Consider the following 23,632-nt stretch of genomic DNA (forward strand, 5'->3'; position numbering starts at 1 on the left):
ACTTATTTCGTAAAGCGCTCACATTCCATCAATCGACAATCGTCGAACATCTGCGGCGCATCTCCAGCCTCGCGCCGGTTATTCGAATGGCTGCAATCTCTGAGGGCTGACAGCACACCTCATGTATGCCCTGCCGGTAAACCATCCGTAAATCCGTGGCAGCCACCCCATTGATCCGGAGCGTTAATTGCGGCTTCGTTCGCCTAATTCGATGGATCATCTCTGAGAAAGCCGCAACCCTGTGTCCTGCCTCATCCGACGATCCGAGATTCTCCGTCCCCTCCGAATCGAATACAATCACATCGGCCAAACGGGCAATCTCCGCTGCCGCTGCTGGGTTCATCCCTTCTCCGAACAGCGCCCCATAGCGAATACGCACAAAACGCCTTTGATCCATAAGGGTCTGCTCTGCCACTTCTTCGATAAAATTATGAATCGATATAAAGTCATCCGCGTGCGCCGGACGTACAGCCAGGACCTCTAATTGGCAATCTACGCCTTCCTCGCTGCACTGCTCCACAGCTCGGAACAGGGACTCCAGCTGAGCATCCTGCACTTCACGTAACTCCATCGTGTTGGAAAGCCGGGTATCATGCAGCAAGCTGACCGCACATCGGGCTCCACCCGCCGCCTGAAACACCGACATCCAATAGGTCTTCCATAGCATAATGAGTCTCCGCCTTAAAAGGGCGCTCTTCTCTGCGCTCCGCGAATTCAACCACGCCGTGTAAACCTCCTGCAGCAGGCCATGCTGCAGAGCATCCTCCCCGCGTATCAGCCCAATTCCCTGAGCACCTTGCCTGATATCTCGTGCAATGGATTCAGGGTCTGCGGATCGGCTCATGACTTTCAGTCTTCGGTTCCTGTCACTCCACCCCAGCAGTCGGGTCAAGGAAGGTCTGTCCATGCCGTTATGCCGGATCCCGGAAACCCTGAGGGCTTCTTCAATATCGTCAGGCGATGCCAGTAACAGCAATACCTCCTCATGGGTGACTCCTCCTGCCATTGCAAAATGCTTCAGCAGATCCGTCTCGGGAGAAATCTCGTTTGCCATAATCTCCTCTGCTCTGATGAACTCTTCATCTTCAAATCGACGCTCTCCCAATTCACTGCCAGCTCCCCATTGCCTTTCCGTCATGGTTATCCTTCTACTCCCTTTCACCTTGAATTGGATAAACGCCTCCTTACAGATTATTATGAAACAATTGGAAATATACAGCGCATGGGATAAACACCGGCTGAAAAATATCGGGAGAGAACGAACCATGCCCCTACTCTCTTTATGCAGGATGCCTGCGCAAAGGCGGGAAAGCTTGACCTATCTATTTATCCTCATTTCACGGACAGGATAAAACCTATACAATGGAGGAATGAATCGAAGACGCAAGAAAACGTAAGGGAGAGTTGAACATGAGAACTGATTATGATCATTGGGAACCGATCAGCGTATCGGATACCGTCAGAATTTTTGCTGATATCCCTGCTCGTTGGTATATCGCCGGGGGCTGGGCTTTGGATTTATATTTGGGAGAGCAGACCCGGGAACACGGCGATATCGATATCCTGATCCTTCGCGAAGAGCAGGCCGCCATTTACGCTGCATTAGCCGAAGAATGGACGCTGTACAAAGCGGATCAAGGAACCTTATCAATCTGGGAGGAAGGCGAATATTTGCATTCGGTTGGCGATGTATGGGTAAGCCGAAATGATGAAGCCCCATTTTCATTCCAGATCATGTTGGTAGAAACCGAACAGGACCGCTGGGTTTATCGAAGAGAACCGTCGATCCGAAGACCTCTCCAAGATATATCCTTAAAAACAGACCAAGGAATTCCCTATCTGAAACCGGAGATACAGCTTCTATATAAGGGTGGCAGTAAGAACATTCGGGAAAAAGACGAGCAGGATTTAATCAAGGTGCTCCCCTTCCTTCACCCGCAAGCTAAAACATGGCTTACCCATGCGCTCCGTACGCAGTTTCCATCGGGTCACCCCTGGATCGATTACATCGCATCCTCGTTATAGCCGCCTAGCGGACACACATCTCCATAAAAAAGACTGCTCCATGGTTTAGCCAAAATAACCGGAGAGCAGCCGCTATCATATCATTGCTTTATCAGAATATGGAATTCACATTCAGCTCGTTTCACTTTTTATACTTGTCCTCACCGAAATCGATGTTCATTATCCGAGCGACCAAATGCGGTAAGTCCGTATTATTGTGTAGTCCGCGAAATAACTCAGATCCCGGTCCAAAAGCATACAGCGGAACATCCACACCCGTATGCAGATAGGTATTCCATCCCACGATGGAACGTTTGCTGATGACATGATTTATAGCTTGCATAGCGTCAGCAGCATTTATAATCGCGATTTCTTCCTCAGGCGTCACATCGATGCCGGCATAAGCTTTGAGCACCTCTTTGACATTGCTTCTATCCGTCTTCAGCTCTTTAGTCATATAGAGTCCGGATGCTTGTACCTGCCGGAGCACCTCCAGTTTGGCGTCCGTTTGATCATATCCTCCGACCGCCATTCCTCCGGTGTCGTGATCACCGGCTATAAAGACTAGCGTGTTCCCGTCCTCTTCTGCAAACTTTCTTGCCAGCTCCACTGCTTCTTCGAACGATTCCGTGTCCTTCATGGCCCATGCGGCATCATTGTAGTGACCGGCCGAATCAATCTGGCTTCCTTCCACCAGCAGGAAAAAACCGTCCTTGTCTCTACGGAGAATATCGATCGCTTTTCCCGTCATTTCTTTCAGGCTTGGTTCGTTCGTATGCTCCCGGTCCAGCTCAGGCGCCATATCTCCGTCCGCGAACAAACCGAGAATTCGGTTTCCACTTACTAATTCCAGTTGAGTTCGGTTCTCAACTACACGATAACCTCTCTGTTTCGCTTCTTCCAACAGATTGCGGCTGCTTTGCTTCCCTCCCATAGTCTCAGGAAGAAAGAAGGCCTTACCTCCCCCTAGCAAAACATCCGCAATTTGCAGTTGCTGCTGCGCAATAAGGCTTTCATCTTTCCTTGAGAAAACATGCGATGAGAACGCAGCTGGGGTCGCATCGGTAATGCTCGAAGTAGCTACGAGACCGGTTGCCTTCCCCTGTTCGCGGGCCGCCTCAAGAATCGTCTTGCGCTCAATCCCATCGGGAGTTCTCCCGATCATTCCGTTATTCGTCTTGTATCCCGTGGCCATTGCAGTCGCCGCTGCGGCTGAATCGGTGAGCGCGGAATCAGCCGAATATGTCCTTACCATGCCTACAATCATGGAGTCCATCACAGAGGGCTCACCCTTGTATAAACGGTAGTTGGCTGCATAGGCAGGTGAAAATCCATCCGGAATCATAAAGATTACGTTTTTGGCCTTCGTACGAGAATTGGAGGCGGCTGCCTCCGCCGATTGGTCAGCCTGTAAACCCAACATGCAGCATACCAGCATAAGAGTCAATATGGCAGCAGCTGAAAGCTTAATTTTCACAGTTCCTCACCTTCCTTAACGGGTATTCTGAAGCCTGGAACCAAATATGAACGGGGCACATGCGTGCCCCGATTCGCCCACTGTTGTCTCAGATGAATTGATGCATGTCCTGTTTGCTACAGCAGCAGCTTGCTCAGCACGTTGTCACTGATACGGACTACATTGTTGTTATAATCGTTCCAACCTAGGCTGCCGGCCCAGTTAACTGAACCGACAGAGAACACAGCGCCGCCGCCATGAATATCAAAATAAGTCATGTCCGCCCGCACGAGCGGATTTTCGGTGCCCCCCTGACCTGGTGCAGTATGAAGTTGATCTTCATGCACGAATTGGTAGTTATCGTCATGACCGGTCGATGTTGCCAGACGCAGCGTGTGCGGAGGTGTTCCGAAACTCAGATCGTAACGGTCGATCTCATCGCCAGCGGCTCCTCCGGCAGCATGTCCGAAATCACCAATGATCTCGTTCTCGTCGATACCGTCAAAAATAAACCCGGCTTCCGGTTTGAAGCTGTCATCTAACCGCCGGTAGCCGGTAGCAGACCCGCCACCCAAAGCGCTAGTACCTACACCAACAAGACGCTGGGGCACATAACCATGGTGACGCCATAGACCGCCGGACTCCCCCGTCGTGCTGTGGAACAGTTCACCAGGAGGAGAATCCGAAGCACGTGAACCGGCGTTACCGCGCCTTACTTCCAATAGTGACGGCCGGTCCGGATCAAGACTCGTCACCCAATAAAACCCGTTCCCGCCTAAATACATGACCCGCCCGCCGTTCGCTAAATATTGCTCCAGCGCCTTCATCATCGGTCTCGTCCAGTATTCGGGATGGCTCCCGGTGATCAGCACCTTGTAAGGGCTCAATAGATGTACTCCCTCATGATGCAAATCCTCGTCCGTAGCAACGTCATAGCTCTGACCCCGTTTTTCCAGCCACCCTGTAATGTACAGATCGGCGGAAAAGTGGCGTACAGCCCGCCAATTACGGTAGTGAGGCCGGATATTCAGAAGCGGTCGCAGACGGGATGAGAATTGCACGCCGCTGCCATCGTTATGCAGGTCGTAGATGGAGCTGCCCACCTCGGGATGTTCATCCAAATAAACGTCCTGGGAAGGAAGAACGTAGTCCTCACCCAGATAGTCTTTGGCAAATTTAAACAGCCGTTCGTTCCCGTAAGCCAAATAAGTATTCGTCGGCGCAAGAAACAGAACGGGTTCACTTGCGGTTCCTTGAAGAGGGCGAACAAAGAAAGGAATAAAATCTACGCTGCCTTCAGCTTCAAGTTTGAGCGCGTATATTCCGCTCGGCAGATCGCCCGGGATCTTCCAGGAAATATCAATCTCCCACTCGGCATCGACAAGATCATTATCATGAAAGTGAACAGCCGCATATTGTTTAGGTGCGTGCCGGTAGTCCAGGTGTTCCCCAGTCCAGTTGTGACTGGTTACCGCTCTTGTGCCCCCCTGATGCAGGGTGCCGTGATAGCCGCCTGCCGACAGGTCCTCAAGGCGTGTTGAAGCAATATCGACGCTGAAATCGTAATCCGCTAGGGGAACAACGCCAATTCCGTCTGTGCCAAGCAGTACGTCCGGTAACAACTCCTCGGGTAGAAGCTCTCCCCAGAACCGGGGATTGCCGATTTTACCATTGTAATGATGAATGGTGCGTCCCGGAGCGGCAGGGTCGGAATCCGCAGCGATCAGGACGCGCGCTAAGGCGACATTGCTGTAATCCAGATTTGCAGCAGCGGTATGAACTTGTAGGCCGTCATCCGCCTTCCACCCGTCCCGGCTGTTGACAAAAAGCTTGACTGCCTGTGTGCTTGCCGCATACTGAAGGACTACGGAATACCATATATTCTCCTTAAGCGGGATATCGGTGCGGACTGTAACGGATTGCCCGCAGCCCCCGGTTAGGGATAACGCCAGACGTCCGTCAGTTTCCAATGCCAGGGCAGCGCCGGATGTGCCATCTGCAGAGCGTGCGGACCAGACGGTCTGAATATAGTCATATACGGGAACCGTCGGGAAAATCCACAGCTGTGCCGAGAATTCGCCGCTCTGCATCCAATTTCTCGGCAGGGGCAGCTCGGCATAGGAACCTGGAGCCGTTATCTGCCGCCGCCCGGGATATTCACCTGCACAATCTGCCGACACCGGTTCTGTCGGCAAAAAAGTCGAGTTGTCCGGATCAGGCATTCCTCCGATTAAACGCACAATATTAGCCGTATATACCGAGCTTCCGGTATCAATCATAAAGTGCAGATCTTGACCGGGCTGGACGCTGAATTCATTCGTATACCCGATAATAGTTACAGGATTTGGCGCCTGCGGATCGGTCACATTCGCCTTCACATCTTCTTTTGACATTCTTACATTCCTCCCGTAGTTCAAAGTTTTCTTTGTACAACGTGAATCGGTTCTGTTATGCCTGCCATGAATAAGATGAGAACAAACACCTGGGTTCCTTCCTCTTATACCGCATACAAGTTTTCGGGATTTTTCCATAAGTTGTATGAGATATAATAGAATTATAGCATGTAAATATTATGGTAAGAAGGCAAAACTTGTTATAATAAATAAAATCTACTGAATATTGGCAGTGATATCAATTGATCCTTGCATGATTATCCACCTGTTTATTCAATAAAATGAAAAACACCATGACGAAGCAGGAATAATTCCCGCTTCGTCATGGTATTGTGAGGATCCTATCTTCTGATGCCTGCTGTAATTCAGGAGTTCTCCCGTTTGCTTTTAATCACCCATTCCGTCAGGTTCTTAACACTGCTGATGGAATCCAGAGTCAAATCATCCTCGTCCACCGTAAAGTCAAACCGCTTCTCTAACTCCGCAAGCAGTCTAATGAATGTCATAGAGTCCAATACTCCGGCCGTGCCGATTAAGACGGTATCATTATCAACAAATGACAACTGAAGCATTTTCTTAATTATGTCCGTAATCTCTTGTTCGATCGCATCGCGGTTCATCGTTTATTCTCCAATCTCGAGCCAATTAAATACTTTGTGCGGAAGCGGCAGTTGCAGTATGTAAGTGGATGCCAAGTCATCCGCAGCGGATTTCTTGAAGCCCAGCATTTCCAATAACAGTCTGGCCGGTAAATTTCGTTGTTTGCGCACCAATCGGCACCGTACAGCTTTCGCCACCGGCACCTGTTGTCCCAGCCGTTCAAGAACCGTATACAAAAATGCCGAAGCGATGCCACGGCCTTCGATCCGACAGGAGATGCAAAAGAGATCCAGATTGATTTCTGCGTCGACGATATTCACAAAACAGGTCCCGATAAGCCCGTGCGCGCCGAACCGATCCTCAAGCTTGGCCACATACAAATAGCGGCCGTCCTGCTTGCAATAGGAATCGACGAACGTCATGTCAATTCTCTCCAGCAAATTGTTCATCTGATTCGTACGATGGGACAATTCAACAACCCGGGGGTAATCCCTCTCCTGCGCTAATCGGATCTGCAGCTTCATACCGCATTCCTTTAAAAATTGCTCACGGCTTCCCTTGTGCTCTTTTTGGGCTTCTTCTCTCCTAGATCGCGCCTGCATATATTGACGCCGGTTCTCCGATTCCTCGGTCGCATGACCGATCTGAAATTCGGGGTACTCAGGCAAATCCCGATATTGACGGGCGTCATATGTACGTATCTGAGGAGCATAATAGTTTATTTCAAAGCGTTCGAACGGATCATTATCGATCAAAGCCAGCGTATCCAACCCGATATTTAGTTCCTTCGCTATCCGTTCCATACTGAGCGCTTTTGAGTCAAAATGACACTGTGAATACAGAAAATATTGACCGACGCCCAGCTCCTCCAGCTTGCTTTTCACCTGGTCCCAGTTGTTGCGGCTGGCTATGCTCTGAACAATTCCGCGTCGGTCCAACGTATCGAGGACGTTTATTATCCCCGGCAGCAGTTTAATGCCTGCTTTGTCTTCTTTAAGCGTTCCCTGCCACAACGTATCGTCTAAGTCCCATACTAGACATTTAATCTTGGGGTCCATTAGGAAATAGCTCCATCGTCAAATGTGTCGGCTTGAAGCCGTATTTCTTATAGAGAAGCCGCATCGGCAAGTTGCTCACATGCACCTTACCTACGATCTGCGTAACTTCCTCGCTTCTGCAGTAGTTCATTCCCGCCTCGAAGAGCTCATCGACATAGGCGGTTCCCCGGCAGGATTCAGCAATATAGAAACTTTTGAAATTCGCATACGTCTCTTTGGTAACCGAGTTTTTACGCGGGGTTATCCACATCCAGCCTGAGACTTCCCCATCCACATCGAGAACAAGCATTCCTTCCCTTTCATATCGAAGAGCCTTTTCTAGCTTTTTCGTATGAAATAGAGGATCGGTAATCGCATCTTCTCCGAATGAAATCATGGAGATTTCCGTCTCGAATATTGTAATAACAGGAATATCCTGGGGCTCGATTTCTCTAATCGGCATCGTGCTGTAACTCCAATCTGTATTCTTATGCGTTCTTTTTTTGAATGAGCTCGAAAGTCTCATAGCGGCAGCCCGGGCAGCCCTCTTTCTTCAGGTGCTCAATCGTTTGCCACTCCATTTGGAAACCTACTTCGGTCACGCGATTACAGCGTTTGCACTCGTATAAGCGAACCGTACGTTTGACTTCCCCGGTATACAGCGCTTGCCTGTATTCACGTTCAATACTTTCATGGGTCTCTTCAGTAGATTGTAACACAATCATCTGGCTTGTGTTACCAATAATTTCCGCACCGATATATTCATTGAAGCGAGGCAAGACACTCGTCACTAACAAGCCCATATTGGCAAATTCGCGCTGCATCGCCAAGGTGAAGTCAGGCGATTTGTGGGCGAACGACAGGAAGATAGGCAGTCCTACATCCCGCTTCAGCAATTGAATTCCGCGGGAGACGAATAACGACATCCCCTGCTGTGTATAAGGCGGATCGGTGAATACGCAATCAAAGCGGTGCAGAAATTCAGACGGAAGCTGTTCGCGAAAATCCATTTCGTAGCAGACGATCGGCAAATCTTCGGTTTCCGCCAGATAGTTCACATAGCTGGTAATACGTTTGTCAATTTCGAATACGTAAATACGGGTGTTCGACTTGGAGGCATCGTTACGATAAAGCTGCTTCAGCAGAAACGCCAGCGACACGCTGACGAGATCATCGTCCCCCAGACAAACGATGTCCCTGCCGATTAGAGCCTCGTGACGAAGCGCCAGAACAGCCCGGTTCATGCTTGTAGCCAGAGTGCAGCTTGACTGATCAATCGTAACATCGACCTGAGGCCGTCCCTCAAAGACGCTCTCCAGCTTGGTCATCATGTCCTTCAGTTCGTCAGGCTGCCACTGCTCGTACTTCAAACGCTGATACAGGTCATGATCCAAATCGCCGAACCCCATCACTTGCTCGACAAAACGGCTTCCTCTTGCCGTGCAGTTCACCCCCCGCTTTTGTTCAATGAGGCCAACCTTGATTAGCTCTTTCTTAATTGCGGACACCAGCGGCAGGGGCAGCAGCGTTTTTCTGGCAATCTCTTTGGTGGAAATGCCCGGTTTGAAGTAAATATCCAGAAGAATATTCTCAATTACTTTTTTTCCTTCTTTCATTGACACTTGAGAATAAACGTAATCTATCAGTTCCTCGTTCATATATTTACCACCATCCCCTTTAATAAATATATTATCCAACACAATGCACAATTGTATATTATTGTATTCCCATGAAGTTCAATCATTATCCTATATTTACCATAAAAAAGCAAGGCATCCGTTGACAGGCGATAGCCTTGTCTCATGATGCCTTGCAGGTAAAGTTGCCTCGTATTATTCCATGACAGAGATTCGAATGAACGGACTTAATTGATGAATCGTGCGATATTTGAATAATTGCTGTCCTTCTGCCGATAAACCTTGTTTCTCCATTTCGATCTCAACCCGAACAGCATGAAGGGACGTTCCGCCAAGCCGGAAAAAATCGTCATCAATTCCGATGCCGCCGATCCCGAGCACCCGTTCCCAAATTTGTACCAAGGCTTCCTCTGTCTGATTGGACGGAGCCCGGTACGGAGCTCTCAGAGCTGTGCTCTCTTCTACTTCCTTTGCCGGAATCTGGAGCATCCTTAAAGCGTCAGAATACTGCAGCGGAAGCAAATGACGGCGATGCTGCTGATTTTCACGGCCGCTGAGAACTTCTTCCCAGCCCGTTCTCTCTAAACTTTGCGCCGGCCCTGTGGCGGTGCCCGCTTCTCCTTGATATTCGCTGCCGGTGAGCTGAGGCTGGGTCAGTCCTACGCCGGGCAGTGGCTCGTTAAGGACTTCAATATGCTTGATGGAATCTGGGATATCCTTTACTGCAATCCGGAAACACACCCTGCGGCCGGACTCCTCCGTGATGCTCCACGGTCCCGATCTCAAAAATGCGAGCAGCGGCTCATTTTTCCCGGTAATTGTGCACACAGCCTCCATATATTCGGCCTTCCGTTCATGGCAATAAGCCTTTAAAGAACTGATGACGGCCGACTCGATCCCTCTCCCAAGAATGCGGCAGCTGAGTAGGAATACATCCAGATGAACAATATCGTTTTCGAAGCGCGTTATGACCGCCCCTGTCAGTCCGTAATGCCCGAACCGGTCTGAGGCTTCAATCGCCCAGCATTTCGTATCCGGTTCAGCCCGCGTAGCTTCCAGTTCACTCTCTGACATTATATCTGCGTTTAGCGTGAATTGATTGGTGCGCTGTGTCAGCTGGGCTATGCGGGGCAGTTGTTCGGCAGTTGCTTCGTAAATGCCCAGTCTAAGCTCCAATTCGTCGAGAAAAGTCTGCAGAGAGGGAGCCGAAGAACGAATTTCTCTGCGCTTGCGCTCTGAGACATACATTTCGGTTCTCCGTTTATCCTCTTCTGTCACGCGCAGGCGATCTGTTGCCCAGATATGCTCCAGGAATGCCGGGATTAGACGCTCTTCAGGAAGCTGAAGCGTAAGGACTTCCGGACACTGTGACTGTACCTCGGAACATTCCAGCGAACTGTCATCGATGAAGATAAAACTGTCCAGTCCTAATCCGAGTTCTTCCGCCAATGAAAGCAAGTTTTCGGATTTTAAGTTCCAATTGATCCTCGTTCCCGCAAAATGCTCTTTTTTAAGCAGCATGTCTGGGTTATTGTCCAGTACATTCCATACATCTGCTTCATTATTCTTGCTGACCAGCACCAACAGCATACCCTCTTGCTGCTTGCTCAGCAGATACCGCTGGAACTCGCGGTAGGGACCGGAGGCTGTTACCCCTGCCGCTCCATCCTCCCCGCATACCCCATGCCAGAGCGTGTTATCGCAATCCACCGCAATAACTTTGAAGGGATGTCCTTGCCAAGCGAGCAGCCGACGTGCAATAAGAGTACCGATTGCCGCATAAGATTCCGGTGTGAACGGCATATGTGCAGCTTCATCGGCAGTGGAATCGTGTATGTGTTCAATACCGAACATGGAGCCAAGCTCTCTGAAATCGATAACCTGAACACAATCCAGCCTTTCCAATTCGCGCTTCCAACGATTCCCGAGCTCTTCCAGGTAGCTCTCCATGACCGGAGAAGCCCCTAATGAAGCGGATACGGGAAACACTCCGGCGAATATCGGGCCCGTTCTCCGGCCAGCAGATAATGTCTGCAGCATATCGGCCAGTGCTCGTTCTAGCTTTTTAATCTGCTGGGACTCCGGAGAGCGGTCATCCCGCAACCAATCTTCAAAACGGACGAGCAGCAGTCCCGCAGCCTCTTCGGACGAGAAGGAGCTGTCCGGGTTCAATAGCTCCTGAAACACTTGTTGATATGGTGCAAAACGGATATCGACACGTGTTCCGAACTGCTCTCCCCACCAGCTGACATAAGAACGGATCGGGTCCGCAGTAAAGGTAGAGACGGCCGTTACGGTAAAGACACGCTCCGGCAGCGAACTGCTTCTTTTTGCCGCCGCTTCAGCCTCCTGCTCTTCGGTGAACAGCCGGATTTCGCTCAATTCAATAGCCGGGTTGTCCAGAGCCAGTTCAATCAGATCCGTAAAATGCCCCATGAGTCCCGCCATGGTTGCTTCCGCGAACAAAGCGGTATTGTACTGCATGACACAGAGCAAGCCGCCATGATCGGCATAGCCGATATCGAGTTTGAAATCGAGCTTGGAAATTCCCTTCGTAATTTCAAAATTCTCGAAAGTGAGTCCTTCGGCGGTAAGCACGGTGTCACCATCAAATTCATTGTGAAAAATCATCATCGTATCAAACAGCGGATTACGTCCGCGCGGTAGTTTCGCCGAGAGCTTCTCGACCATCCGGTCGAACGGGAAGTCTTGATTCTCATAGGCGTTCATCATCGTGTCATTCAGAATAAGCAGTTGATCGAGAAGACTGAGCCGGTCTTGGAAGCGGACCCGGATCGGCAGGAAGTTCGTGAACATGCCTATTAAAGGCTCCACATCGGCATGCCGCCTGCCTGCCACCAACGAGCCGACCGTAATGTCGTCCTGACCGGTATATTCATGCAGCACAATCGTGTATAGATGAAACAAGAGCACATTAATCGTAACATTCTGGGATTTGGCCAAAGCATTCAGCCGGTCTGCGGTTTCCTTGGACAAGCTGATCTTGTGCGCTCTGCCGACAAACGATTGAAATTCAGGTCTCTCGAAGTCATACGGCATGTTCAGCACGGGGATGGTCTGCCGGAACTGGTTCATCCAATAATCCTCTTGCTTCCGAATAACATCCCCGCTCAACAGCCGATGCTGCCATTCCGCGAAATCCTTATATTGAATGCGCAGAGGCGGGAGATCCTTTCCGGCATACAGATCGCTGAATTCCTTAATAAACACATTCATTGAAGCGCCGTCCGAAACAATATTGTGCATATCCATAAACAGCACATGTTTCTCCGGCTCTATTCGAACGAAAGCGGCGCGAATAAGAGGGGCTTTGCCCAGATCAAACGGCCTGATAAACTTCCGCATGATTTTCTTTAAATCTTCCTCGTCCGCTTCCATGCGTTCCACGGTAAACGTGAAACTCTCATGAATTTGCTGAACCGGTTCTCCGTCTACCATATGAAACGAGGTGCGCATGTTCTCATGACGGTGAATCAATTGAATGAAAGCCTGCTCGAAACGATCCGCTTCCGCTTTTCCGTGTACCCACAAAGCCATCGGCATGTTGTAAGTCGTTACCGAACCGATTTGCTGATGAATGAGGAACGTGCGTTTCTGTGCAGAGGACAAGCGGTAGTAAGGTTTGCTCTCTGCCGGTTCGATTGCAAAATATTTATTTTTAGCTTTCTGTCCGATATAACGGGCAAGCGCACTTATTGTCGGCATGTTGAATATATCCGACAAAGCCAGCTCTACATCAAGTTCCTTGTGAATCTTAGTGATCAGACTGGTCGCTTTCAAAGAATGCCCGCCTATTTCGAAGAAATCCTCATAAATTCCGATGTGCTCTAAGCCGAACAGATTGCGCCATATGCCGGCCAGCGTCTCTTCCAGCGGGTTACTTGGTTCGGATAACCCTTTCTCTTTCTGGGTCTCTATCCGGTCATCCCACTCCGTATTAGCTTGTTGTCCTGCCCTCTTCGCTGGCAAATCGGAGTGGACGATCTGGATTCCTTCCTCATCAAGCCAGAAACGGCGACGGTCAAACGGATAAGTTGGCAAAGGAATACGATTTCTTTTCCCTTCCCCGTAGAAACGGGTCCAATTGATTTTTATCCCCGCATTCCATAGACGCCCCACTTGAAGGAGCAGGTAAGCGACATCAGAGGTATTCTGCTTCGGATGACGCAGGAGGTTCACCATAACACGCTCTTTAGGGGCCCCGGCTGGGTTTTTGGAGAATTCATGATGACTCTTCGCAAATACGGTCAGGGCATTGCCTCCGCCAACCTCTACAAACGCAGCGTCCATTTCGTTCATCAGGGTACTGAGCCCGTCTGAGAACCTTACCGTGCCGCGCAGGTGCTGTGCCCAGTAAGCGGGACTGATTGCCTGCTCATCCTGAATCCAGGTTCCGGTGACATTGGAAATAAAGGGAAACTGCGGTGCTTTCAGCACAAGCTTGCCTACCTCGCGCTCATAGGCTTCCAGAATGGGTTCCATCATGGCGGAATGGAAGGCGTGTGACGTGTAGAGACGACGGCATTCGACTCCTTTCTCTTCCAAGGAACCAGCCAATGACTCGACCGCTTCCGAAGTGCCTGAAACAACGCACATGGAAGGAGCATTCACCGCAGCCAGCGATACGCCGCCGGACAACAGTGGAAGTATCTCCTGCTCGGTCAGCGGAACGCTTAGCATGACACCGCTTGGCAGATTCTGCATCAATTGACCGCGAAGGGTAACGAGCCGCACGGCATCCTCCAACGAGAAGACGCCTGACAGACATGCAGCGACGTATTCACCGATGCTGTGCCCGATCATGGCTTGCGGCTGTACTCCCCATTTCATCAGCAGTCTGGCCAGCGCATATTCGACTGTAAACAGAACCGGCTGGGCAATGTCAGTCCGGTTAATAAGTGACGTATCCGGCTCATCGGCGGAGGGATATAGTACCCGCTTCGCCTCATGGCGGATCTCATCTTGCATCAGCTCGAAGCAGCGGTCCGCCTCCTCGCGAAACACCGGCTCCTGTTCATACAACTCCCTGCCCATTCCGGTGTACTGCGAGCCTTGGCCGGAAAACATGAATACGACCGGCGGCTCATCGACAGAGGCAAATCCGTTCTGAACTTCGGGCGAACCTGGTTGATCCAGCAGCATGACCGCTTCATCCGCGCTTCCGCAGACCAGTGTCCTGCGGTACGAGAAAGCAGCCCTTCCCTCATGGAGCGTATAGGCCATATCTGCGAGGCTCACGTCAGGATGCTCCTGCAAATGCAGCGCTATCCGCTCCGTCAGTCTGTCGAGCGAAACTTCCGTCTTGGCCGACAGAGAGATAAGCTGCGACGACCTGCCCCGTGAGGAAGCGGAAGCAGGCGGCGCTTCCTCCAGGACAACATGCGCATTCGTGCCGCCGATGCCAAAAGAGCTGACGCCTGCCCGGAGAGGGAAGGCATCGTTGGTCCAGTCTTTTAACCGGTCGTTAACAAAGAACGGACTGTTCTCAAAATCGATTTTGGGATTCGGACGTTCATAGTGAAGGGTAGGCGGCAGTTGTTTATGGGCCAGGGCGAGCACGGTCTTAATGAATCCGGCTACCCCTGCGGCGTTGTTCAGATGCCCGATGCTGGATTTAACCGAGCCGATGCCGCAGTATCTCTTCTTGTCCGTTTGAAAAGCGGTCTTCAATGCTTCGATTTCGATTGGATCGCCAAGTGTCGTACCTGTACCGTGCGCTTCAATATAGCTGATGCTTTCCGGCTCCACTTCAGCTACATGATGAGCGGCACGGATTACGGACGCCTGACCTGATGTACTAGGAGCGGTATAGCCTACTTTTCGGCTGCCGTCGTTATTGATCGCCGAGCCTTTAATTACAGCGTATATATGGTCGCCGTCTGCAAGTGCATCCTCCAGCGGTTTCAAGGCGACAATCCCGGCGCCTTCACCAAAGACGGTACCCGCCCCTTTCTCGTCGAAGGCCCGGCAGTGGCCGTCAGGGGAATTAATCATCCCTTCCTGATAGAAATAACCGGCTCTCTTGGGCAGTTGTATCGATACGCCGCCGGCCAGCGCCATGCTGCATTCCCCGCTGAGCAGACTTTGACAAGCAAGATGAATGGCAACAAGCGATGTCGAACAAGCTGTCTGCACCGTAAAGCTTGGTCCCTTCATATTGAGTTTATAAGAAACAAGTGTGGCCATATAATCGCGTAAATTCAGCATAGCCGTCTCCAGGGTGGCGGATTCTTCCGCTGTTCCCAGCCCCTTGAACGCGCGCATGAACCAGTTGGAATTAAAAGCCGCGCCTACATATAACCCGATCGAGCCTCTATATGTCTTAGGATCATATCCCGCTTGTTCGAGCGCTTCCCAGGAACATTCGTGCATAAGACGGAACTGCGGATCCATAAGCTCGGCCTCGCGAGGCGTATAATCGAAGAATTCGGGATCGAAGTACTCGAGATCATCGAGTACTCCCTTGGCCTTCACATAATTAGGGTGAGTCACCGTCTTCACATCGATGCCTTCTTCCAACAGCTCTTCATCACTGAAAAAAGAGATGCTCTCCTTGCCGCTGCAGAGGTTATCCCAATATTCCCGCAAGTTTTTGGCTCCCGGAAACCTGCCGGACATGCCGATTACGGCAATTTCCGAACCGTTATACTCCCTACCGTTCGATATGCTCATAGCAAGACCTCTCCTTTGCGTCTCTTTTCTTTTTGCTGCTGCTGCCGCTTTCTTCCCTTCGCGGCGGAGTCGATCATTTGATGTTCCATCTCCGCCTCTTCCGCCTCGTTTTCTTCGCTGTGGGTAAGGCGCTGAGCTAGGGCATGAATGCTGGGATAGGTGAACATATCAACAACGGCGATACTCTCGTCTAACGCTTCATTCAATTTGGCGGTCACCTGGATCATATCCAGCGAGCTGGCTCCCAGATCGAAGAAATTATCGTGGATACCTACCTCGTCAATACGGAAAAATTGTTTCCACACCTCGGCTATCGTCTTCTCAACCCGATTGCGGGGCGCCGCATAAGGTGTGGTTAGATCCGGCCTGCTGAATGAGGCGCCGCCTGCCGCGTGACTGTCTTCTTTCTTGCCTGCGCGCCGAATCCATTGATCGATCCGCGTCTGAAGATCACCGGTCGATACAATAATTTGGTTGCTGCCGCACGGACTGTAGACGTACCGGAACAGATCAGGCGCTTCGGCTGGCGTTATCGCCAGTTCGACAAGCGACTCTCCGATCGTCGAGCGGTGTTCTTCCCAGAATTCCCACGCATCCCAATTGACGCACAGCCACTTCGTCCCGCCAGCCCGGTTCTGTTTGCGGGCAAAAGCATCCATGTACAAATTCGCGGCCGAATAAGCGCTGAAGCCGAGTCCCCCGAGAATGCTGGCGATGGAGGAGAACAGGATGCATATCTCGGCCTCCCTGTCGGCAATTAGCCTGCCCAGCGTCTGCAAACCCTGGACTTTGGCCCGGAACTGCTCGTCGGACTGGTCTCCGCTAATATTCTCTATCGCGCGGAAAGATTCGCCGCCAGGAAGTCCCGCCGCCTGCACGACGCCATGAAGGCGGCCGTACTCACGATCAATAAACTTGAATACATGGCGCATCTGTTCTTCATTAGACAAGTCGGCCTGCATATAGGTAACCTCAGCGCCGAGTTCTTCCAATTGCAAAACACGTCTGATTTTTCGAGAAAGCGGATGCTCCTCTCCATGTTCAGCCAGACAACGCGTATATTCCTTCTTGTCGGGAAAGCTTGAGCGTCCGGTAAGAATGAGCCGTGCACCATAATTGCGCGCCAGGAACTCTGCCGTCAGCATCCCGATTCCTCCCAGCCCTCCCGTAATGAGATATACACCCTGCTGCCGAAATGGAGCTGCCGATTTCTCCGCCTGGCGCAGTCCTACCGGCTTGAAATTCTGAACCCATCGGTAATTCCCCCGATAAGCGATAAGCCGGTCCGAGGGCGGAGACGATAATTCCCCGATAAGATTATCAGCGATTCGCTGCTTTTGCTTGGTCTCTTCCTGTACATCAATATCAATGCTCACACATGTAATTCCGCTGTATTCCTGCTGAATGACCATACAGGGTCCGAGCAGCGTCATTTTACCCGGAGACAGCGGCTCCATCCCCGTTACCTCCTGCATTCCTGAAGACACGACTGCTATACGGATATCCTCTACCTTATGCTTGCGCAGCGCCTGAGCCAAATAGATCAAGCTGTAGTAACCTTCTTGTTGCTGGCGGCGTTCAACCGCTTCCACATCGAAAGGTTCCATTTCCTCTTCTTCCTTCCCGGAGGAGGAAACATTCCACAGATGAGCGACTTTGTCGGGAACGAAATCCCGCTTTTGCAGTTCCTCCAGCAGCCGGACGTATTGCTCTGCAGAGCCCGGGACAAGCGTGAACGTTCCGTTCTCATGCGCGATGAAGGCGCTGCCCGCCTTAACCATTACAGTCCGCTCACCCATATTTTGAACACTTGCGGCAAGTTCGTCCGCTATCCCGCAATCATCCTTGAATACAAGCCAGTTATGACCGTTCTGACGGCTTTCTTCCGGATGCTCCTCCAGCAGGGCGCGTTCCCAGGAAGGATAATAGAACCAGTCCGCCATGTCAGCGTTTTTACCGCCTCTTGGGGCTGAGGATGGCCGTGCTCCCGGTAATGGCTGCTGCTCATCATCGAGCCAATAGCGCTGACGCTCCATCGGATAGGTTGGCAGCTCGATGCGCCTGCGCCGTTCATGGACGTAATAGCCCGTCCAATCGATGTCGATACCCGCCAGCCAGAGGCGTCCGATTTTGTTCAACAAGTGCGCGGTATCAGAAACAGCTTCCTGGGGATGTCTCAGCATATTGACAACGATCCGGTCACGCGAACCAGCTTCATGCTTGCGCACGAATGTGCTGAGCGAATTGCCCGGTCCGGCTTCTATGAATACAGAACGCGGATTATTCAACAGTTCGTAAAGCCCGTCCGCAAACCGCACGGTTGACCGCAAATGCCTAACCCAGTACTCCGCATCCGTAGCCTCTTCAGGTGTGATCCAAGTGCCGGACACGTTGGAAATAAAGGGCAGCTCAGGCTCATGCAGCCGGATCGAGCGTACTTTATCCGCGAATGCCGCAAGTATCGGATCCATCATATGAGAATGGAAGGCATGAGATGTGTGGAGAAGACGGCAGGCACAGCCTTTGTCTTCCAGCAGCCGTGAGAATGCATCAATCTCAGCCGATGTGCCGGATACGACGCACAAGGAGGAGCTGTTGACTGCCGCCAGCGCAATATGATCAGGCAGCAATGGGCGCAGTTCCGCTTCTGACATCGCCACGCTGAGCATAGATCCCGCCGGCAGCCCCTGCATGAGCCGGCCGCGAAGCGCTACGAGCTGCAGCGCATCTTCCAGCGTGAATACACCAGCCAGGCATGCTGCCACATATTCACCGATACTGTGACCCAGCATCGCTTCGGGCCGGATGCCCCAGCGTATCAGAAGTCTGGCAAACGCATATTCGATCATAAAAAGCACGGGCTGGGCGATATCCGTCCGCATCAAGATTTCCTCTCGATGATCTTGGTCCGATTCGCCAGCGGCATAAAGGACAGCCTTTAAGTCAAGCTCTACATACGGTTGAACGAGCTCGAAGCAGCGATCAAGTTCTTCTCTGAATTCAGGTTCGTTGAGATAGAGCTCCCGTCCCATGCCGACATATTGTGACCCCTGGCCCGGAAACATGAATACTACAGAGCGTGTTTGCGTCCCCGTTTGGCCTTCGGCAATTTTATCGGACCCTATCGATGTCAAGATGGCGGTCGCTTCTTCCGCATCCTTGCACACAAATGCGGCTCTCCACTCAAAAGCCTTCCTGCCTGCTTGCAGCGTATACGCCGTATCTGCCAGATTCACTTGGGGATGCTCTGTCAAAAATGCGGCCAGACGTGCTTTCGCCTCCGTCAATGCTGTTGGCGTTCTTGCTGACAAGATCAGCAGCTTCTCTGCACGACCTTCGTCGGATGGTTCCCTAGGGGGAGCTTCTTCCAGAATGACGTGCGCATTCGTGCCACCGATGCCAAATGAGCTGACTCCGGAGCGCAGGGGATGCTGGCTGCCTTCCCAAGGCACCAGTTCCGTATTGACGACAAAAGGACTGTTAGCAAAGTCAATGTTGGGGTTGCCCCGTTCATAATGCAGGCTCGGCGGAATTTGCTTCGCTTTGAGTGCCAGTACCGTTTTAATGAACCCGGCCGCTCCGGCTGCGCTGTTGAGATGGCCGACGTTCGTCTTGACGGATCCGATACGGCAAAATCCCTTTTTATCCGTGCCGAAGGCTTCCTTCAAAGCCTCGATCTCAATCGGATCCCCCATGTTTGTGCCTGTTCCGTGCGCCTCTACATAAGTGATGCTTTCCGGATCCACACCCGACATCCGATGAGCGGCACGGATGACCTCGGCTTGTCCCTTTGTGCTCGGAGCGGTAAAGCCTACCTTGCGGGTACCGTCATTGTTCAAGCCAAAACCTTTGATAACGGCGTGGATAACATCTCCGTCCGCAATGGCATCACTCAGACGTTTCAGGACAACGACACCGACGCCGTCTCCGAAAACAGTTCCTGCCGCCTGCTCATCGAAGGCCCGGCAATGTCCGTCCGGTGACTGAATCATACCGTCTTCATACAAATAACCGGATTTGTCGGGTACGCTGACAGTGGAGCCGCCGGCCAGAGCGATATCGCACGCGCCCGCCAATAAACCTTGCGAGGCCAGAACGATATTAACCAGGGATGTGGAGCAAGCGGTCTGCATCGAGATGCTGGGGCCCCGGAGATTGAGTTTATACGACAGCTGGGTGCTGAAAAACTCCCTGTCGTTAAGAAGCATGGCGCTGAATCGCTCCGTTCCGCCCAAAGCAGGCGCAAAGCGGGAAACCCACTCCAGATTCGGGGTCGCGCCAGCATAGACGCCGATAAGTCCCGGATAAGTGTCGGGATTGTAGGCGGCGGATTCGATCGCTTCCCAAGCGCATTCGTGAAACAGCCGCAGTTGCGGATCCATTAGCTGTGCTTCCCGCGGAGAATATCCGAAGAACGCGGCATCAAACTGATCGATCCCGTTCAAAGCGCCTTTGGCTTTTACATAGGAAGGATGAGATACAAGCTGCGGGTCAACGCCTGCCTGTACCAGCTCTTCGTCCGTGAAGAATGTTATCGACTCGACGCCGTCGCGCAAATTGTTCCAGAACTGGTCGATGCTGTCCGCACCCGGGAATCTGGCGGCCATACCTATGACCGCTATCTCAAGCCCGTTCTCCCCCACGGCTTCACGTTCCGTTTGTTCCTGCCTTCCCGTCAGATCTCTATCTTGGACCGATATGGTCCTCATCCGCTCGGAACGCGCCATTCCCTCGTTAATGGCATTCTGGCGCTCTGCTTCTTCTTCAACCGCTGCCTCATCAGACGCTGAGCTTCCCTGTCCGTTTCCACGTAAGAATGCCGCTAAGGTACGAACGGAGGGATAGGAATACAAGCTAACCACGGGCACTTCCATCCCCAGCACTTCCGCAAGCTTATCAGCCAGCTGGGAAATATCGAGCGAGCTTGCTCCGATTTCAAAAAAGTTGTCATTGATCCCAAGATGCGCGAATCCGAAATGACGCTGGACAAGGTCCGCAACCGTCTGCTCAATAGAGGATGCAGACCGCATACGGGCGGCTACTTGGGATTGTTTAACAGCTTCGTTCCCGGTCTCCGTTTCCGCAGCTCCCATTCTCCGCTGAGCTGTTTTCTCCTGCATGTTTCGCAATGACCATTGTGCGCCCTCTACGGAGTACCGCTGGCGTTCGAACGGATAAGTCGGCAGAGCAACCCGCCGTCGGCGTTCCGAGTTGTAGTACCCCTTCCAATCGATCTGCGTGCCTGCAATCCACAGTTTGCCGATCTTCTCTAGTAAGAAAGCATCATCTGTGGCCTGCTCGTGCGGATGACGGACGAGATGGAACACTTCATGCTTACGCTCCGTTTCCTTCCCCTGTTGTTTACGGATGAAGCTGCTGAGAACATTGCCAGGTCCGATTTCTATAAATACGGCCTGCTTCTCCTTAAGCAGCTCGGCCGCCCCGCTTGCGAACCGCACCGTTTCCCGCAAATGCCTAGTCCAATATGCGGGATCGGTGACATCTTCCGGCGTTATCCATGTTCCCGTTACATTGGACACATACGGAATTGACGGGGCGGATAGGACCACCTGCTTGACTTTTGCCTCATATTTCTCCAATATCGGCTCCATCATGGCCGAATGAAACGCATGTGACGTATGAAGCTTTCGATGCACCACCTGCAGCCCGGTAAGTTTGGTTTCAAAGGAAGCGATGTCCGCATGCGGGCCGGAAACAACACAGAGCTCCGGTCCATTAACGGCTGCAAGCGCCAGTCCTTCCGGAAGAAGCTCTAATAAACTTGCCTCGTCAAGGGAGACGCTCAGCATCTCTCCGGCAGGCAGGCTCTGCATAAGCTTGCCGCGCAGTGTGACGAGCTTCAGCGCGTCCCTAAGTGATAGAACACCCGACAGGCACGCAGCCGTGTACTCTCCGATACTGTGCCCGATCATGGCATTCGGCTTAACGCCCCATGACATCAGGAGCTGCGCGAGCGAATATTCGAACGCGAACAAAGCCGGCTGCGCCGCTTCCGTCTGGTTAATCCTATCAGCAGCTGCCGCACTGTCCGAAGCCCCGCACAGCACATGCCTTGGGTCGGTGCCTCCCTCTGCTGTAATGATCTCGCAGCAGCGGTCCATTTCCGCCCGGAACAAAGGCTCCTTGCGGTATAAATCAGCTCCCATGTTCACATACTGCGAGCCCTGCCCCGGGAAGAGGAAAACAACCCGGGTCTGATCCCTCTCCGACTCGCCCGTTTGCAAGTTGCCTTCATCGATAGCATCCAGACGCTCCAAAGCTTCACGGACATCAGCGCAGACCAGTGTTCGGCGGTAACGGAACCGTTTGCGGCCTGTCTGCAGCGTATAAGCCGCATCAGCCAAATCAGCTTCGGGACAAGTCCGCAGAAACTCGCCGAGATTGCGAGTCGCCCGTTCTAACCCTTCCTCCGTCCGGGCAGAGAGTACGAGCAGTTTCAGATCGCGTCCCGCCGAACTTGCCGCGCCAATCGGGGCCTCCTCCAGAATGACGTGGGCATTCGTCCCCCCGATACCGAAGGAGCTGACTCCTGCTCTCCGAGGTCCTTCTGTTTTTCTCCAATCGATAAGCTCCGAATTGACTTTGAAAGGAGAGTTTTCAAAATCGATTTTGGGATTCGGTTGATGAAAATGAAGGCTTGGCGGGATTTGCTGATACTTAAGCGCCAATACGGCCTTGATGAAACCCGCGACTCCTGCCGCGGCGTCCAGATGACCGATATTGGATTTGAGCGAACCGATTTTGCAAAAGCCCCTTTTATCCGTGGCGAAAGCAGCTTGCAGCGCCTCCACTTCGATCGGGTCCCCCAGTGTAGTCCCTGTTCCGTGGGCCTCGATGTACCCGATACTTTCCGGATCAACTTCTGCCATCTGGTGGGCTGCGCGAATAACTTCCACCTGGCCGTTCGTGCTTGGCGCCGTGTACCCTACTTTCCGGCTGCCGTCATTGTTAACCGCCGAGCCTTTGATAACCGCATGAATAACGTCGCCGTCCCTAGCGGCGTCTGCGAGCCGCTTGAGCACGACGATTCCGATTCCGTCGCCGAACAAAGTGCCGCTTGCGCCTTCGTCAAAAGGCCGGCAGTGTCCGTCGGGAGATTGGATCATTCCTTCCTGGTAGAGATAGCCAGTTGTGCGCGGCAAATTGACCGAAACCCCTCCTGCTAAGGCAAGATCGCATTCGCCAGCCAGCAATCCCTGGCAAGCCAGATGAATGGATACAAGAGAGGTAGAGCAAGCCGTTTGCACGCTTACGCTTGGGCCTTTCAGATTCAGTTTGTATGAAATTCGCGTCGTAAACGAAGGATTATTTAATTGCAGAATTTGAAATTGATCACTGGCATGTACAGCATTCATGACTTGGCTTGCGACCCAATAGGTGTTAGGAGAAGCCCCTGCATACACCCCGATGAGTTGATCCTCGGTTTCGGGAAGGTGTCCCGCATGCTCAAGCGCTTCCCATGCACATTCGTGGAACAGACGGAACTGTGGATCGATTAGCTCGGCTTCTCGTGGCGTGTATTCAAAAAACGGCGCATCAAACGACTCCACGTCCTCTAGCTGAGACTTTGCTTTGACATACTGGGGATGCCTGAGCATTTCCGGGGCAATCCCTGCTTTCTCCAGCTCTTCATCCGTAAAAAAAGTGACCGACTCCTTGCCGGCACGCAAGTTTTCCCAAAACTCCGTGAGGTTCTTCGCACCCGGAAATCTTCCTGCCATTCCAATAACGGCAATTTCCAAACCGGTTTCTCCGTACTTCTCGTTCTCGGCACTCATCTTGCCACCTCCT

10 protein-coding genes are annotated in these 23,632 nt (G+C 52.0%); 1 reads left to right on the top strand and 9 read right to left on the bottom strand.

The window, feature by feature from the left end; all coding sequences use genetic code 11:
• Positions 1–28: 28 nt before the first annotated feature.
• Positions 29–1,138 carry a PEP-utilizing enzyme, TIM barrel domain protein gene (locus ACOZB4_RS22770; protein ID WP_379406687.1) on the bottom strand — a complete coding sequence of 370 codons (1,110 nt, stop codon included), beginning with the start codon at positions 1,136–1,138 and terminating at the stop codon, positions 29–31.
• Between the two features lie 272 nt (positions 1,139–1,410).
• Here ACOZB4_RS22770 and ACOZB4_RS22775 point away from each other — a divergent pair, with 272 nt between their 5' ends.
• Positions 1,411–2,025: a nucleotidyltransferase domain-containing protein gene (locus ACOZB4_RS22775; RefSeq protein ID WP_379406686.1), complete on the top strand. Its 615-nt coding sequence runs from the start codon at positions 1,411–1,413 to the stop codon at positions 2,023–2,025.
• A gap of 121 nt (positions 2,026–2,146) precedes the next feature.
• Here ACOZB4_RS22775 and ACOZB4_RS22780 read toward each other — a convergent pair whose 3' ends face one another.
• The 8 genes from ACOZB4_RS22780 to ACOZB4_RS22815 form a co-directional block, all read right to left on the bottom strand.
• Positions 2,147–3,481, bottom strand: coding sequence for an alkaline phosphatase (locus ACOZB4_RS22780; RefSeq protein ID WP_379406685.1), 1,335 nt, complete (start codon positions 3,479–3,481; stop codon positions 2,147–2,149).
• Between the two features lie 116 nt (positions 3,482–3,597).
• Positions 3,598–5,853 carry a N,N-dimethylformamidase beta subunit family domain-containing protein gene (locus ACOZB4_RS22785; RefSeq protein WP_379406684.1) on the bottom strand — a complete coding sequence of 752 codons (2,256 nt, stop codon included), beginning with the start codon at positions 5,851–5,853 and terminating at the stop codon, positions 3,598–3,600.
• Between the two features lie 365 nt (positions 5,854–6,218).
• Positions 6,219–6,473, bottom strand: coding sequence for an acyl carrier protein (locus tag ACOZB4_RS22790; RefSeq protein ID WP_076325395.1), 255 nt, complete (start codon positions 6,471–6,473; stop codon positions 6,219–6,221).
• A 3-nt stretch (positions 6,474–6,476) separates the two neighbouring features.
• On the bottom strand, positions 6,477–7,511 hold the full coding sequence (locus ACOZB4_RS22795) for an HAD-IIIC family phosphatase (protein WP_379406683.1): 1,035 nt from the start codon (positions 7,509–7,511) through the stop codon (positions 6,477–6,479).
• The gene (locus tag ACOZB4_RS22800; protein ID WP_098748974.1) at positions 7,495–7,953 is read right to left on the bottom strand and encodes a GNAT family N-acetyltransferase; all 459 of its coding nucleotides are present in this window, start codon (positions 7,951–7,953) and stop codon (positions 7,495–7,497) included. Before ACOZB4_RS22800 ends, ACOZB4_RS22795 begins: the two co-directional genes overlap by 17 nt.
• A 25-nt stretch (positions 7,954–7,978) precedes the next feature.
• On the bottom strand, positions 7,979–9,106 hold the full coding sequence (locus ACOZB4_RS22805) for a bis-aminopropyl spermidine synthase family protein (protein WP_379406682.1): 1,128 nt from the start codon (positions 9,104–9,106) through the stop codon (positions 7,979–7,981).
• 216 nt (positions 9,107–9,322) lie between these two features.
• Entirely contained in the window at positions 9,323–15,820 is a 6,498-nt protein-coding gene (locus ACOZB4_RS22810; RefSeq protein ID WP_379406681.1) for an HAD-IIIC family phosphatase, read from the bottom strand.
• Positions 15,817–23,619, bottom strand: a complete 7,803-nt coding sequence (locus ACOZB4_RS22815) for an SDR family NAD(P)-dependent oxidoreductase (protein ID WP_379406680.1) — start codon at positions 23,617–23,619, stop codon at positions 15,817–15,819. The genes ACOZB4_RS22810 and ACOZB4_RS22815 overlap by 4 nt, the downstream gene beginning before the upstream one ends.
• Positions 23,620–23,632: the final 13 nt, after the last annotated feature.

This window comes from Paenibacillus sp. NPDC058898, from assembly GCF_049316025.1.
Lineage (GTDB): Bacteria > Bacillota > Bacilli > Paenibacillales > Paenibacillaceae > Paenibacillus_AQ.